This window comes from Microcoleus sp. T3_A4, assembly GCF_036700465.1.
Lineage (GTDB): Bacteria > Cyanobacteriota > Cyanobacteriia > Cyanobacteriales > Microcoleaceae > Microcoleus.
In genome coordinates, this window is sequence record NZ_JAUBOY010000065.1 from 1 (window position 1) to 15,534 (window position 15,534).

Here is a 15,534-nt window from a genome sequence, read left to right on the forward strand (position 1 = left end):
TTGCAGATTATTTGCTATGCTTTGATTAGACATCAATAATTTATGGCGCAAATTAGTGTCAATGAAAAGAGTTATGAGGTTGAAAACTTTCTTCGCTGCGGTGTTGGCGATCGTCCTGTTCACTCTCTACTTAACTCCTCCTGTGATGGCCGCGAATGCAGAGGATGTGACTCACCTATTAAAGGATAATTGGTGCGTCAGTTTTTTGTGGAAACAGTGCGATTTGAGCGCAGTCGATTTGCGGGGAGCTAATCTCCAAGAAGCCAATTTGAGTGGCGCTAATTTGTCCGGCGCTAATTTGTCCGGTGCTAACTTAAAAGATGCGGATCTTTCTGACGCAGATCTCACCGGCGCTAATTTAGCAAATGCTGAGATTTTAGGCACGGATCTCAGTCGAGCCAATTTGACCGAAGCTAATTTCAACGGCACGAAGTTGTGGGATGCGAATCTGACTTTGGCCAATCTGAGCCGCGCCAATTTACAGGATGCTAATGTCTTAGATTCTCGACTTTGGGGAAGCAATCTTACCCAAGCTAATTTAACGGATGCGACGCTGCACGGTGCTGACTTGCAATATGCTAATTTGGCAGACACTAATTTAACAGGTGCTGACTTGCACAGCTTCTTTTTCCGAGGTTCCAAACAAGTCACAAATTTGAGCAATGCTAATTTAGAAGGCGCTACTTTAACGGGAGCAAATTTCAGAGGTGCGGTGCTGGCAGGGGCAATAATGCCGGACGGGTCTATTAATGAAGAAAGTGGCTTTAATTTACAGTAGAGTAAAATTAAAGTCTGCTTGAATAATTTCAACAACAGGCTTTCGGGCTGATTTCGCAGTCAATGAATTATCTGGTGTAGCTGCGCCCGTTGCCAACAGCTTGTTGAGGATGCTGTCAAGATATCAATTTAACCAGGGTGCGATCGACCTTTTAACTCCCAAGCTGCGCCCGTTGTCAACAGCTTGTTGAGGATGCTGTCAAGATATTAATTTAAACCAGGGTGCGATCGACTTTTTAACTCCCAACCCGTAAATATCGCTAAAATCTTAAATTTAAAACAGAACCTGCGCGCATCTGTTACAATTTTCAACAAAGCTAGAACAGCCCCGAACCTGAAGTCACCTGCCTAGGGATACAAGCCCCCGACAGGAGTCGTGAATAGCAAAAATATTAGATATTTAGTTTAAACTCTCAGATTCATCTGTAGAGCCTCTCTAAAATCTAAAATCTAAAATCGATGGGCTGTGGAGTCAATCTAAAATCTAAAATCTAAAATCTAAAATCTAAAATCGATAGGCTGTGAAGTAAATCTAAAATCTAAAATCTAAAATCGACTGATGGAAACCCTGCAAACTCAACTTTACGAACTCGCACAATTTGCTAATAATTTAGTAAATACTCAACTGACAAACCTCAGTTTAGTCAGCGTCGGAGTTATTTTTCTGGCAGGGTTGCTAACGAGCTTAACGCCCTGTATGCTTTCAATGTTGCCGATCACGATCGGCTACATCGGCGGATACGAAGCAAAAAGTCGCCTGCAAGCCGCCGCCCAGTCGGCGTGGTTTTCCCTCGGATTAGCCACCACCCTTGCGGGTTTAGGTATTGTAGCATCATTTGCCGGACAAGTTTACGGCAAAATTGGCCTGGGTTTGCCGATTCTTGTCAGCATTATTGCTATTCTAATGGGGCTCAATTTACTCGAAGCTTTACCCTTGCAAATGCCGTCTTTTGACGCTGTGGGGTGGGTGCCGAAAGATTTGCCGGCGGGCGTGCGATCGTACTTATTGGGCTTAACTTTTGGTTTAGTAGCGTCTCCCTGCAGCACGCCGGTTTTAGCTACACTCTTAGCTTGGGTTTCCAAAACGGGAGATACAGTTTTAGGTGGTGTGTTGCTGCTGTTTTATGCTGCTGGCTACGTCGCTCCGCTGATTATAGCAGGTACTTTCACTGCTAGCATTAAAAAGTTGTTAGAATTACGTCGGTGGTCGAGTTGGATTACGCCTGTTAGCGGCGTTTTGCTAGTAGGATTTGGCGTTTTCTCTCTGCTTTCCCGAATCCTTCCCGCTTAATTTTAGTAGTAAGGACTTCAGTCTTTATTTAAAGATATAGCAATCTCTCCTGAATGCGTGAATTAAGTTTTTTTTAACGAACCGCGAAGACGCGAAGAACACGAAGGAAGAAAGAAAAGAGAAAGAATCCAAAATTGATGGAGACTTTTTAACTAAAAATAATAATATTTTGTTCATCTTTTGTTATTCTATCCTCTTCCCTCTTCCCTCTTCCTTCTTCCTTCTTCCCTCTTCCTTCTTCCTTCTTCCTTCTTCCTTCTTCCTTCATAATTACCAATGACATCAAAAGAAGTATTTCTATCAAAACTCTCAAACTGGGCGACTGCCCCTCAAAGGTTTTTCAAGCGAGAAATCTTGCCGGTGCTAGCAGATTTGCGGCTGGCAATTATCTTGCTGCTGACGATCGCATTTTTCAGCATTTCCGGCACCGTCATCGAACAAGGCCAATCAGTACCCTTTTACCAATCCAACTATCCAGAACACCCCGCTTTGTTCGGCTTCCTAACTTGGAAAGTTGTACTAATTGCAGGACTAGACCACGTATACCGCACTTGGTGGTTTTTGTCAATCCTAATTTTGTTCGGCAGCAGCTTAACAGCTTGTACATTTACTCGACAATTTCCCGCATTAAAAGCCGCCCGCCGCTGGAAATTTTATGAAGAACCAAAGCAGTTTGAAAAATTAGCTCTCAGTGCGGAATTAGAAACAGTTGCTTTAAGTTCGTTAGAACCACTTTTGCAGCAAAAAAACTACCGCATATTTCGAGAAGGCGAAAAAGTTTATGCTCGCAAGGGAATAATTGGTAAAATCGGCCCGATTATTGTTCACGCCAGTATGCTAATTATTTTAGCTGGGTCGATGTGGGGCGCGATGACGGGATTTCTAGGCCAAGAAATGGTTCCCAGCGGCGAAACATTTCAGGTGCAGAATATCCTGGATGCGGGACCTTGGGCCCGGCCGCAAATACCGAAGGATTGGTCGATGCGAGTTAATCGGTTCTGGATTGATTATAGTCCGAGCGGTGCGATCGACCAATTTTACTCTGATCTGTCAGTTTTGGACAAAACAGGCCAAGAGGTCGATCGCAAAACCATTCACGTTAACGAGCCCCTCAGATATCGGGGAGTCACTTTTTATCAAGCAGATTGGGCAATAGCCGCCGTGCGAGTTCGCCTTAATAAAAGCCCAGTTTTACAATTGCCAATGGCTCAGTTAGACACCCAAGGTAAAGGTCGAATTTGGGGTGCTTGGATTCCGACCAAACCAGATTTGAGTGCTGGAGTTTCTCTGCTAGCAAAGGACTTGCAAGGCACGATGTTAGTGTACGGTACGGATGGCAAATTGTTAACTACAGTTCGCGCAGGCACGGCGGTGGAAGTTAACGGAGTGATGCTGACAATTGACGAAGTTGTAGGCAGTACGGGATTGCAAATTAAGGCTGATCCGGGTATTCCGATCGTTTATACTGGCTTCGGGTTGCTGATGCTTAGCGTGCTGATGAGCTATCTGTCTCACTCGCAGATTTGGGCTTTGGAAAAAAACGGCAAACTATACGTCGGCGGGCGCACTAATCGCGCTCAGGTGAGTTTTGAAAGAGAAGTTGTGGAGATTTTGGACAAGTTGGCAGAATCGAAACAAGAGGAAGAAAAGAGCGAAATAGCGCAGACTTCTGTTGCAAGTCAAAGCTAACCGTCGGGTGCGCCTAGCGCACCTTACACCAACGATAAATATCCAAAAGATTAGTTGAGATTGTAGGGGGCGCGTTGCCAAATATGTCGAGGTTGTTAATGTGAACCTGAAAAAAAGCAGAAAACCACTATTTCACGTTCGGATTTTTCAAATTTCCAGTAATCAAAATTACTATAGCAATCCTAAATCATTTGTGAATTTCTTACTCCCTCCCCTTAGCAAGGGGAGGGTTGGGGTGGGGTAAAAAATTTATGACTCCTGCAAGGATTGCTATATATACGGAGTTTTGGTTTCAAAATCCAAACGCTGAAACGCCCGTAAACCGGTACTCTCCGGTGGGTGACAACTCGACCCATGCCCAGTTTACACCCTACAAACTACCAGATTTTAAGCGTTTGAACGGCTTTTTGACTACGTTGAGAGGGCTGCCTTGACGCACCCTACAATTACTTGCTAATTTTATTAACAATCCTATTTCTTAAAACTATTGTGGGGTGCGCTTCGACGCCGCCCCACAATTAAATCTCAATGCCACAACAGCTTAATACCCGCCCTACTTCTCGTGCCGCACCTCAATCACGGTGTGGACGTTCCCCCGCGGCGAAAAATCGCCTTTAATCGTCGCTTCCAGCGGCGCGCAAGCTGCCACAAAATCGTCTAAAATTTGATTGATCGATTCTTCGTGAGAAATGTAGCGATCGCGATAACTGTTGACGTACAGTTTCAGCGCCTTTAACTCTACCACCCGCTCGTCTGGCACGTAAGTAACGTGAATTGTCGCAAAATCTGGATAGCCAGAAAATGGACACTTGCAAGTAAACTCCGGCAATGTAATGTTAATCGAGTAGCGCCGCCCGACTCGCGGATTCGGAAAAGTAATTAACTCCCCTTCCAAAATCTGGCGTTCGCCGTATTTCATTTCTTCGGTGCTTGACTTTGGCGACATAGTTTGTTCCGGTGCGTAGTTGTTCATAGCCATTGACTAAAAACTTGTAACATTAAATTAAATTTACCTTCAATATCTGTAACAAATATCTTGACGAATTGTGTTGCGATCGATCTAATTGCAAATACTCTCAGGCTAAACTAAAACAAGTTCACCCTCGCCATCTACAATTATGCAAAATACTACCTTATCTGACAATACTTCCCCTGAAAACTCAAATAGTTACTCTCCATCGGTACCAATTTCCCTCTATCGAGAAGTCACGGCAGAGCTGCAAGCAGCCCAAGCGATGGTGGACTCCCTCAAAACCCACAATCAGCAATTAGTCCAACAAAATCAACAACTGCGGCGAGAAGTAGAAACAGTAGTTCAAGTATCCCAACAGTTACAGCAAGTAGTCAACTCGGCTCAGAGCATCACCCAGACAGGGATGCCTCAAATGCCGTCAGTCAAATTCAATTTCAGCGTTGAACCTCCGCCCCCACCACCTGTAACCTCGCAGATGAACTCTGCCGTACCTCAACCACCTCAGACAGTAGCTTTCCCCTTCCCACTACCGGAACCGGAGCCAACAGCCGTCTCAATGCCGCAGCCACTTCCCGAAAAATTATTTACAGAGGTGCCGGAAACTCCTTACCGTGTGCGATCTCAACTCAAAAAAACCTCAGACTTAAGTGGATTGTGGTTGGCGATCGCGATTTTTCTGATTGTGATTGCAGCTTTTGGTGCAGGTTATTTAGTTGTCCGCCCTTTATTAATGAAAAAGTAAATTCCAACAAGAATCCCACGGTTCGATCCGTGGGATTTTAAACAAAACCTAGCATAAATTGTTCAAAGTTACGCTAATTGGCCATCATCCTCTGGCGGCACTCGTTTCTACTGAACGAGGGGCATACTGCTCTTCACAAGCAGAACCTACAATGCCCACCCCTGGATCGAAACCGCGCGTGAACTCAGTGAGTTTTACCTGTTTAGCTTCCAAAGCTGTCTGTAGCACCTTCATGGCTCGGTGAGGGTCGCCGGCTCCGCAGAAAAATAAGTCTGCAGCAAAATAACCGTGTTCAGGCCAAGTATGGATTGCTATATGAGACTCTGCCAAAGTAGCAGTAGCTGTCACTCCGTGAGGACTAAACTGGTGTACGCACAAATCGATGAGAGTAGCTCCTCCGGCTTCGATCGCATCGAGAATAGCGCGGCGGATACGTTCAGGATCGTTGAGCAGGTCTCCAGGAGACTGCCAAGCATCAGCGACCAGATGGGTTCCCAATTGTTTCATTCTGCGGGGTTTTACCTCTATTGATTTTTAAGTCTCAAACCTTTTAACGTTAGCACGGTGTCAAAAATTTTGCAAGTATGTTTCACAAAGTAAAGATGAAGATTAGGAGGATGGAGCCCTAAGTCGTAATTTTTGGGGTTTGGGATTGGGGCTGGCGATCGCGCGTCAACTTGGGGAACTGCACAGCTATCGCCCTGACTGCCTATGCTGGAGACTTTAATCAGAAACAAGCTCTTGCTGCGGGGTTTCAACATCATGTTGTAAAACCTGTCCAAGCGAATTAGTTAGTCAAAGAATGCTGAAATTGCCTCTGAGATTGCATCGCTGAGTCCTAATTTTAATAGATTGTCAATAGATTGTCGATCGCAGACAATCTATTAAACCCGCCCTGCACAACCAATAACTGACTTCTGATTCCTGACTCCTGAATTCTTTATTGTCAAAAGTTTTGAGTTTTAAATTAAAGATTATTTAACTTAAAACTCAAAACCATTTTCTCTTAATCAACTTATCAATCCCGGCTGTGAGTAGCTCCATTCGGCAAAATCGCCCCGCCCAAAGCTGCTTCATTCAAATTATCAACATTCAAGCTCGCCCCAATCAAATTAGCCTCTGACAAATTAGTTCCTGTCAAATTTGCCCCTGTCAGAGAACTCAACAGCAAACCCGCTCCAGACAAATTGGCGTGACTCAAATTCGCCCCCCGCAAATCCGCTTCCAGCAAGCTAGCACCTGCCAAATTCGCACCGCTCAAGTTAGCTCCCCGCAAAGAAGCTTTGTTCAAATTCGCAGCCCTCAAATCAGCATTGTGCAGAATCAAACCATTTAAATTAGCTTTACTCAAATTAGCTCCCTGCAAGTCCGCACCGCTCAAATTAGAGCCATTTAGATTTGCCGATTGCAAGTCAGCACCGCTCAAGTCAGCACCGCTCAAATTAGCAGCGCTAATAGAAGCCTCCCGCAGACTTGCTTCGCTCAAACAAGCCCCAACCAAATTGACGCCGCTGAGATTTCCGCGATTGAGATAAGCCCGAGTTAAAGTTGCTCCGCTCAGGTTCGCCCCGGTCAAATCTACCTCGCTGAGAATCGCTCTCGTCAGATTTGCTCTACTTAAGTCAACCCCGCTCATAATTGCTCGGCTCAGCGTCGCCCCGCTCAAATTAGCCTCAGTTAGTTTTGAGCCGCTTAGCAAACAAGCTCCTACTAAACTCGCTCCAGTCATAACTGCTTTGCTCAAGTCAGCCTGAGACAGTATTGCTCCGCTGAGATTGGCCCCGCTAAAATCTGCGGAGATGGCTACAGTTCCAGTTAAACTAGAACTCCCGAGGTTAGCTTCAATTAATTTCGCCTTAGACAAATTAGCCCCGCTCAAGTCGGCGGCGTTTAAATTAGCTCCAATCAGTTTACTTCTAATTAAGTTGGCACCTTTCAAATTAGCGCTGCTCAAATTTGTTCGACTGAGATTAGCTTCACTCAAATGAGCCGCAATGAGGTTAGTCCCTCGAAAATCTCGTTCCCCGTTTCTATGTCTAGTTAAAAGTTCATCGGCACTTAAAAGCTCAGTGAAATTCATAAAAAAATTGAGTGAGTTTCCTTAATTTCTCGATGTTCTATGTTGTGTGAAAGTTTGTACTATCGTGTTTGCCAGTCAGTTTTTTAAACTAATACTGCCACATTAACAATTGTCAAAACTGCTTGATTCCTACCATCACCCTGCTCTCATAGTTATAATTTACGAAAATAAACCGGGTTCTGGTATAATCTGAGGTTTGCTAGCGCGGAAGTTATGAAAAAACCGCGTTTCTCGCCACCTGTAAGTCCTGTAAGTATTATTTTGCTAGTAATTAGTTGGCGGTTGATATTAGTTGTTAATGGTTAGTTGGATTTATACTAACTGCTAACCACTACATATTACCTCCTAACTCTTTACCAAAATACCGAGAAGTTGTTGATCGATCTTGTCAAGGTCGATCGAATATTGGCGGTATTGCTGGCGGCATCCGCGCCGTCTTCTGACCCGAAAATTTGCCAGTACAGGCGATCGAATTTATGAGTGCAATCAATAAAGAAGATATCGGAGCTTCAACCCCTAATGCCTTCTAAATAAGTGCTTTCTACCTTCGAGGAACCCGGACGGCAGCGCCAGGCCAGCTCAGCTAGTGTCACCTCCCCCCACTGTGCTCCGTGCCAGTGAAAACCAACAGGAAGGCTGTTTCCCTCGGAGTGCTGAGCGAGTCGTCGGCGAAGGAAGCAATACGCTGTGCTGAGCCTGAGATTGCGCGAAAAAATGGCTCGCGAGTCGTTCCCCTATTCCCGCGCTGCTGTGCTTGCTGTTAATGTTTTCTCGATCCATGAGCGCTTGCGGTTCTAATTTACAGAACACTCGACACCAGACGCGCTCCCGGACATAAAAGCTGTTCCTGGGCTTCTCAAATGCTTCTCTGAGGCATTCCCAGAAAAACTGTATTCATGCCGCAGGTCTTGCCAACAGCAATTGGGCTGCTACAGCCAAGCAATGACCAGCCTAAGTCTGGCGGGAAAGCGACGACAATATTATTCTAATAGTTGCCGACCACTGCATGCCGTACTCGGCGCGCGGGACTGGCTACTTCACCTGTATAAGTTGCTGAAATTAGCTACCCATAATTAAAGATAGTCGCTCTTTGACTAACTGGGCAATATCTGTGGTAATTTAGGTCATTAAATTTGATAATACTGCGGGGTTTAAAATCTAGCAGTAGTGAGTGCTACAGACTAAAAAACCGCTGCGGATTTCTGCTGTAAAAATTCAGGGAGCCGATCGATCCACTGGTGGAAAGCCCACCTTGCCAATCAAAATTAAACTTTTGACAGGTGGCTTTTTGAAGTTTCCAGAACAAAACAAAAGCCGGCTTTCAGAGAAAAAGCCGACTTTTGAGATAATTTTACCGACGAAGCGTAAAACCGCTAGCTCGCCGCTGTTGGTTGGATCACTTTCCACCATCCGAGTGCGCGAGTGCGACTACCCTGCAGAAAGTAGAAACAATACCCAAACAAAGTCTGAATTATTAAACCCGACGGTGGCCGGTAACGCCCTGATTGGGATCGTAAATATCAGCCGTAGTATCAACGCCCGGAGTCCCAGGAGCGCCGTAATCAGCCCGAGCACTATCGACGCTGGGATTATAGTCGTAGGTGTTCCAATGCTGAATGCCTCCACGGCTCAGAATGGTTTCAGCTCTAGCGACTTCTGCTTCGCTGCCGTCAACCAGTACCAAGTAATCTCCTCTCGCCACGCGATCGTTGTATGCTCTAGCTTCCTCTTCGGGAATTCCCATACCGACTAAAGCTCCGATCAAGCCACCTGCTGCCGCACCCAAAGCCGTACCGGCGAGTGTAGTGGCGATCGCCGTAGCTGAGGCTCCTGCCAGCATAATCGGCCCGATTCCCGGAATTGCCACTAGGCCCAGACCTACCAACAAGCCTGTCAAGCCGCCCAAAGTACCACCTGTGAGTGCGCCCTTTGTGGCCCCTTCGTCGGATTTGTTGTCCGCGCTGTCGTGCACGTCAATGCCTGCGATGTCCCCTTTAGAGTCAGCATCCTTAGCGATGACCGAAACCCGATTCATGTCGAAACCGGCAGTTCTCAGTTCTCCCAGTGCGTGTTCCGTCTCCCGGCGGGTTGAAAATACTCCGACGGCGCGCTTCTGGCGGCCCGAAGCTCTGCGACCAGTGTCTGCAGGCACATCGTAAATACCCCAATCCTGAATGCCCCGCACGCTCATAATTCCTTCGGCTGTGGCAAGTTCAGCATCTGTTCCTTCTACGAATACCAAATATTCTCCGCGCGAGACGCGATCGTTATAAGCTTTAGCTTTGTCTTCGGGAACTCCCAAACCGACCAAACCGCCGACCAAACCGCCTGCTGCTGCCCCAATCGCGCCTCCGACTACAGTATCTGCCAGCAGAGTGGCGATCGCACCCCCCGCCATCACCGGGCCAACTCCCGGAATCGCTAGCGCTCCAATGCTTCCGAGTAAACCAATTAAACCGCCCGTCACGACTCCCGCTGTCGCCCCTGCTTTGGCGCCACCACCGACTTTCTCATCGGTACTCTTACCAGCGCTAGCGCCCGCAATTTCGCTGTTATCTAGCTTTTCCCCAACTACCGAAACTTTATTCATCGGAAACCCGGTACTTTGCAGTTCCATCAGGGCTAGTTCCGTATCTCGGTAATTAGAAAATGCTCCTACAGCTCGCTTGTGTTGACCTAAAGCCATTTCTTTTCTCCTGAAAAATATACTACTTTTACACAACCACAGAATTTATGCTCTGCCATCAATCACATTTAGTCATTTTTTCCCAACAATTTTCATCGGTCGCTGGGAATAACTTCCCGCTCTATCTTCAGGTTGGTTTCTAACTAATTCTCCGGGATGGGAAATCGGAAATGGGGAAGGGGAAGTTGCAGGTATTGCGTGAGTTTTGAATGCGTGAATTTAAACTCTTTCACTTAAAACCCAGCTCTCCCTAGAGAGTCACCTAAGTTTTGCAATCCGCTCCGCAAGGAATCTTACAATGCCAAACTTTACCCTCTTCCCTCAGACTTCTCTCCTAGATAACTACATCCTTCTCCCTTGTGTCCCTCGGACTTCTTCTTTGTAATTTATTGATTGCTGCTAGGCGATGCAGGTGCAGCGGGGGCGACAACAGCCGTAACATTCACATCTTTGACACCCTTAATCTCTTTAGCTAGCGGCTCAATTTTAGCTAAATCAGCTTGATTGGGAACTGTGCCACCTACGGTGACAAGCCCATCTTTTGCGTCAACAGTTAGCTGACCTTTAGTGATGTTTACTTCTAACTTTGAGCGCACTTCACTTTGAAGGTCGCCGTCGGCTCTTATTGCATCGCCACCCGTCACATTGTTGCGCTGTTCTCTGGCCCTGATATCAGAATTTGCTTGGTTTTGGCGAATCTGGCTAGTGGCGTCACCCTGAGTTTTTTGAACTGTCTCGGCTGGGGGCGGGCTAGTGGTATTTCCTGTGGCAGAATTAGGAGAATCAGCGCTAGTTTTAGCTCCTTCGCTGCAAGCAGCAGCTCCAAATAATAGGAGACCGCTCAGGATAATTGGTGTTAGTTTGTTCATAATATATTAATACCCTCCGGGTAAGCTTTCGATGAGGCTGACTTGGTTGAGCCAGATGGGAGCCAGATGGAGCAAGACAGCATCTTTGTTTATGCTTTCTGATTTTTGCTTTCGGCGATTTAAAAATCCTTATATCAAATATATAAATTTGAGCAAGTATCTACATCGCTCCACGGGTGTAAAATTAATCTATGTCGTTAGATAGAGTACAAAAAATACAATAAGGTATTAAGTCAAATTTAGCTTAATAGAGTTTTGGCCAAATTATTACTCAAAAACCCGGTTGATGGCGACCTTTTTTGTTGCCAAAGCCACTATTTTCCTAAACACCGAGTTGCCAAGCGTAAGTTTTATTAATAAATTCGATTGCCACTTCCAACTCATTTTTATTTTTTCCCTGTAACTTCTGACTTATTCCCTCAACATTTATCAGTTAAATATGTTAAATCTCCTAAACTACTCATTGTAAAAGTTCCTGCTTCAAAACAAACGAAAAGAGTCGAGAAATTTTTGAGCATTTTCTGGTTCTGAGTTAGTGGCAACCAGCCCATAAACGCGCGTTTCCACCAAATAAACTTGACCTACACCTACAGGTTCAGTGGGAGAAAGTGGCTGAAACTCAAATTCTTTTCCCGGATAGCCTCCGAGGGAAATATCCCGCACTTGCAAGACTTTAGCATTCGCTGCCACGACAAAAAAATCAACGGCATTATTTAAAGTAATTCTGATATTATTGATATTATTGTTCCTCAGCCGAAAATCTAGGTCAAAGTATTGAAGCAAATAAGTTTCTTTGTTTTTTAATTTCGATCGGTATGTATGAGCAATAATTTGATTTGAAAAAATTTCGGAATTAATTTTGGGATTTGCCGGCATATCGATCGCAAACTGACCCATCGCTGAGCAAAATGGCTGCCACTCTGGCGTCTGAATAGCTGTCCGCAGCGGGGCTGGTTGAGATGCAGCGGGACGGGCAAACTTGACAGGGTATGAAAGTAATGTAGCAGTAACTAGAAGTAAATACAGAAATTTCATTTGGGTAAAAATTATATATGCCCGATCGATCTGCGCTAGCCTAGAAATATATCCGCAAAGGGGCGATTTATGCTGAATATTATATTTACTCAACGGCGAGGCAACTCTCAAGGACGCTCTCAAATCACTAAAACCAATAAAACCAATATACTCGCTGCTGTAAATACTTGGCTGGCTGTGTGTCTACTGGCTGCTGTCACAGGTTGTGCAAACAGCCCCAACAGCAAGGCACTCGAAGAATCATTAGCCGCCGATCCGAAATTAAAACAAAATCCAGTAGTTTTCTCTTCCCCGCCACCAGCGACAGCTATTGAGACAAACTCTACCGCCAAACTTCCTCCCGATTTCCCGACAGAGATTCCACTCTATCCTAATGCTGAGTTAATCGAAGTTGCTGGGCAAACTGATCCGTCGCCAAAAAATGTGCGGCTGCGCTGGGAAAGCACAGATCCTGTTAATTCGGTTCAGAACTTTTACTCTACAGAGTTTGGGCGTCGCAACTGGGAAATAGTCAGCCGCCCCACCGCCGAGGGACAAGGTTCTTTGGTAGCAACGCGAGATAATTTGCGGGTAACTGTGTCGCTTTCTCCTACTCGGAAAGTAGGAGGTTTTACAGAATTTGCGATCGACTACAGCAAAGACAGCCCAGAAATTGCCACCAGTCCCCAACCTAACAATTCCGAGTCTAGCGCATCTCCAACCGCTTCACCAAATTCATCTAATTCAGAGGGAACTACTCCAACACCATCCGCGTCGCCAAAATCAGCAAACGTTAGCCAACTAGACACCCAAATTCCTCAACAGTTGCGGCAGTATGTGGCTGATTTAAGTCAGTTGGAAGTGCTAAAAGTGCGAGCGACAGAAAATGCTAATTTAGAAACAGCCAGCACTTTGCCCAAACCCAACAAAATTGTCACTCGCCGCGAATACGCCCGCTGGTTAGTAGCAGCTAACAATCAGATTTATGCTAGCCGTCAAGCCAAACAAATTAGATTAGCAGTAGACTCTAGCGAACCAGCCTTTTCTGATATACCCAAAACAGACCCGGATTTTTCAGCAATTCAAGGTTTAGCAGAAGCCGGTGTAATTCCGAGTTCGCTTTCGGGAGAAACTAAAGATGTGAAATTTCGCCCGGATGCACCTTTAACTCGCGAAACAATGATTCTCTGGAAAGTGCCTTTAGATAGTCGTCAAGTTTTACCGACAGCTAACATTGACGGAGTGAAAGAAAAGTGGGGCTTTCAAGATGCTTCTAAGATTGATTCCCAGGCGTCGCGGGCAGTTTTAGCTGATTTTAACAATGGAGATTTGGCGAATATTCGCCGCGTTTTTGGTTTTACTACTCTGTTTCAGCCGAAGAAATCCGTGACTCGCGCCGAAGCTGCTGCTAGTTTGTGGTATTTTGGCGTTCAAGATCAGGGATTGTCTGCTAAAGATGCCCTGGAAGCCAAGTCTCAACCTGCTGAGTAGATTTCTGTGAGGTGGTTAAAAGTTTTGAACACAGCATCTACTTACCAATACGCAGGAAACCGGGTTTTTTCTCTGTAAGCAAACCCGGTTTCTGCGTCCAAGACTGACGAAATTGTACCAATTTTTGATAAATCGGCGTGCGATCGCCCGCAACAAAAATTGGAGCTTGAGTTTCTAGGATTTCTATGAATATGGCTTACCCAGAAACCGACTTGTATCTACGAAAATGCCCAGTACAACGCGAGGCATATCCGGTGAAAAGCCTTGTTTCTTTAATTCCTTCTTTAATTTTTTTGTGGGACTTTTCGTAAAAAAAATTACACATTATAAATCGGCTTTCCTGTCCTTGCGGCCTACCTTAGGGGATAGATTTTTTTGCTTTAATCTTAATTTCTGTATGCTGCCATACAACCGCTGCATTTGGCTGGCGGGCAAATTTTCTACATATTTTAACTAGCACTTTGTTCAAAACTCTCAGTAGGATTCCGGATGCGGTAGCGGCCTTAACGATAAATGAAAAACAGTGTTCGAGCTCTTGGAGAGCATTTTTTAATGTACGATATTACCTTATTTACCCCGCAAGACATGGCTAAATGCAGCTTAGTCCTGCGCCACTTAGGTAGAAATACTGCTAGTATGGAAGCCAGCAGCCAGAAGATTGTTAACTATATTTACCGACATTTTTGCAATTCGCAAACTGGAGAAAATTCCTGTGCCTTAGTGCGTTTGTTCAAAACTCATCCCTACGGGGAATTAGAAGACTCCTTGCAACAATCCGCCCGCCGCTTGATGAAGGGAAATTCACCCACCGCCGACATGAAATGTTTGACTCTGCTAGCAGCCGCAGGCCCTGAACCGCAGTGGAATTCTCGGCACACAGCAGCAGAAAATACAGCTATTCCATTAGTTAGCACAAAATTAGTGGCTCAAATGCCGGCGATTTCCGAAATAATCAGGCAGTTCGGTTTAGACATTCCTACATTCCTCGGAATTGAGCGAAAAAGGTTCCTGCAATTAGAGCCCGCAGTATTAAATATTTTTCACGTATCAGAGGCAAAAGGCAGCCCCTTTATTCCTGAGCAAAATTCCTTAATTATCCCCTACCAAGTCAAGTCTGTCTTAGGATTTGGGGGACTTCTGCCGTCAGGAAGTGTGTTTGCGGTAGTGATGTTCCTGAAAGTTAAAATTCCCCACAACACTGCTGAAATGTTTAAAGATTTGGCACTTAGTGTCAAAACAGCATTGTCCATGCCCGACAAAAAAAGTGTTTTTGAGGATTCAGAAACTCCTACAAGCTTTGTTACAAATAACAATATTTACGAAACCCAATTACTTGAATATCAAGTGGCTAATCTGATGCAATTGCTGGACTTTTCCGAACAAGAAATGCTCAGACAAGCCACTCGCTTGCAACAGACTATTGACAATTTACAGTGCGAACTAGCCGAATACAAAAATAAGGAACAAGCTTTGAAAGTAAGCGAAAGTTCATTTACAGGCATCCTCAATATTCCCAAAGATGCTATTTTTCGCGCAGAAGATCAAGGAATTCAGCGTTTTAATCCAGGGGAAGAACAGATTTAAACCAAGCTCTGTGTTTAGCAAACCGGTTTATCCAAGAAACCAAGTTATTGCGGTGTTTGTTGAGTAAATTTTGTTTTTACAGGAAGGAGTGCGAGCATCCGGCTTGCTGTATATACATCTAAGTAAGTCGGTAGAAAAAAATCAAGGTAAATAAAGTAATGTTAATATCCGTTTCCCAAAATAATACTACAATGATGCTGAGAGCGTGAGAAATATTTTATGCACGTAAACTACCAAGAAAGAATTGATTTAACCTCAGATGAGTTAAAAATAATTTTGTCGCAGCGCCGTGAACTATAATTAATCGACCAAAAATTCCGATACCGAGGTTGATTAAA

At 45.0% G+C, this 15,534-nt stretch carries 12 protein-coding genes; 6 read left to right on the forward strand and 6 right to left on the reverse strand.

The window, feature by feature from the left end:
* Window positions 1-61: 61 nt before the first annotated feature.
* The 3 genes from QUA07_RS26505 (at window position 62) to QUA07_RS26515 (ending at window position 3,757) form a co-directional block, all read left to right on the forward strand.
* The gene (locus QUA07_RS26505; protein ID WP_333331271.1) at window positions 62-778 is read left to right on the forward strand and encodes a pentapeptide repeat-containing protein; all 717 of its coding nucleotides are present in this window, start codon (window positions 62-64) and stop codon (window positions 776-778) included.
* A 558-nt stretch (window positions 779-1,336) separates the two neighbouring features.
* On the forward strand, window positions 1,337-2,068 hold the full coding sequence (locus QUA07_RS26510; RefSeq protein ID WP_333233091.1) for a cytochrome c biogenesis protein CcdA: 732 nt from the start codon (window positions 1,337-1,339) through the stop codon (window positions 2,066-2,068).
* A 276-nt stretch (window positions 2,069-2,344) separates the two neighbouring features.
* On the forward strand, window positions 2,345-3,757 hold the full coding sequence (locus QUA07_RS26515) for a cytochrome c biogenesis protein (RefSeq protein ID WP_333331273.1): 1,413 nt from the start codon (window positions 2,345-2,347) through the stop codon (window positions 3,755-3,757).
* Window positions 3,758-4,310: 553 nt separating this feature from the next.
* Here the strand turns inward: QUA07_RS26515 and queF are convergent.
* The gene (queF, locus tag QUA07_RS26520; RefSeq protein ID WP_333331340.1) at window positions 4,311-4,730 is read right to left on the reverse strand and encodes a preQ(1) synthase; all 420 of its coding nucleotides are present in this window, start codon (window positions 4,728-4,730) and stop codon (window positions 4,311-4,313) included.
* Window positions 4,731-4,875: 145 nt separating this feature from the next.
* Here queF and QUA07_RS26525 point away from each other — a divergent pair, with 145 nt between their 5' ends.
* The gene (locus QUA07_RS26525; RefSeq protein ID WP_333331276.1) at window positions 4,876-5,472 is read left to right on the forward strand and encodes a hypothetical protein; all 597 of its coding nucleotides are present in this window, start codon (window positions 4,876-4,878) and stop codon (window positions 5,470-5,472) included.
* 84 nt (window positions 5,473-5,556) lie between these two features.
* On the opposite strand, the gene speD is transcribed toward QUA07_RS26525, so the two are convergent.
* The 5 genes from speD to QUA07_RS26550 all read right to left on the reverse strand — a co-directional run bounded on the left by speD (window position 5,557) and on the right by QUA07_RS26550 (window position 12,142).
* Complete coding sequence (gene speD, locus QUA07_RS26530; protein WP_333080601.1) at window positions 5,557-5,979, reverse strand: adenosylmethionine decarboxylase; 423 nt, start codon at window positions 5,977-5,979, stop codon at window positions 5,557-5,559.
* 511 nt (window positions 5,980-6,490) lie between these two features.
* Entirely contained in the window at window positions 6,491-7,552 is a 1,062-nt protein-coding gene (locus tag QUA07_RS26535; protein WP_333331279.1) for a pentapeptide repeat-containing protein, read from the reverse strand.
* 1,474 nt (window positions 7,553-9,026) lie between these two features.
* Window positions 9,027-10,238: a histidine kinase gene (locus tag QUA07_RS26540; RefSeq protein ID WP_333331282.1), complete on the reverse strand. Its 1,212-nt coding sequence runs from the start codon at window positions 10,236-10,238 to the stop codon at window positions 9,027-9,029.
* Window positions 10,239-10,624: 386 nt separating this feature from the next.
* Entirely contained in the window at window positions 10,625-11,107 is a 483-nt protein-coding gene (locus QUA07_RS26545) for a BON domain-containing protein (RefSeq protein ID WP_333331285.1), read from the reverse strand.
* Between the two features lie 480 nt (window positions 11,108-11,587).
* The gene (locus tag QUA07_RS26550; RefSeq protein ID WP_333331287.1) at window positions 11,588-12,142 is read right to left on the reverse strand and encodes a hypothetical protein; all 555 of its coding nucleotides are present in this window, start codon (window positions 12,140-12,142) and stop codon (window positions 11,588-11,590) included.
* Between the two features lie 69 nt (window positions 12,143-12,211).
* Here QUA07_RS26550 and QUA07_RS26555 point away from each other — a divergent pair, with 69 nt between their 5' ends.
* Together QUA07_RS26555 and QUA07_RS26560 are read left to right on the forward strand one after the other, a co-directional pair.
* Window positions 12,212-13,612: an S-layer homology domain-containing protein gene (locus QUA07_RS26555; RefSeq protein ID WP_333331290.1), complete on the forward strand. Its 1,401-nt coding sequence runs from the start codon at window positions 12,212-12,214 to the stop codon at window positions 13,610-13,612.
* Window positions 13,613-14,164: 552 nt separating this feature from the next.
* Complete coding sequence (locus QUA07_RS26560) at window positions 14,165-15,196, forward strand: histidine kinase (protein WP_333331293.1); 1,032 nt, start codon at window positions 14,165-14,167, stop codon at window positions 15,194-15,196.
* Window positions 15,197-15,534 lie beyond the last annotated feature (338 nt).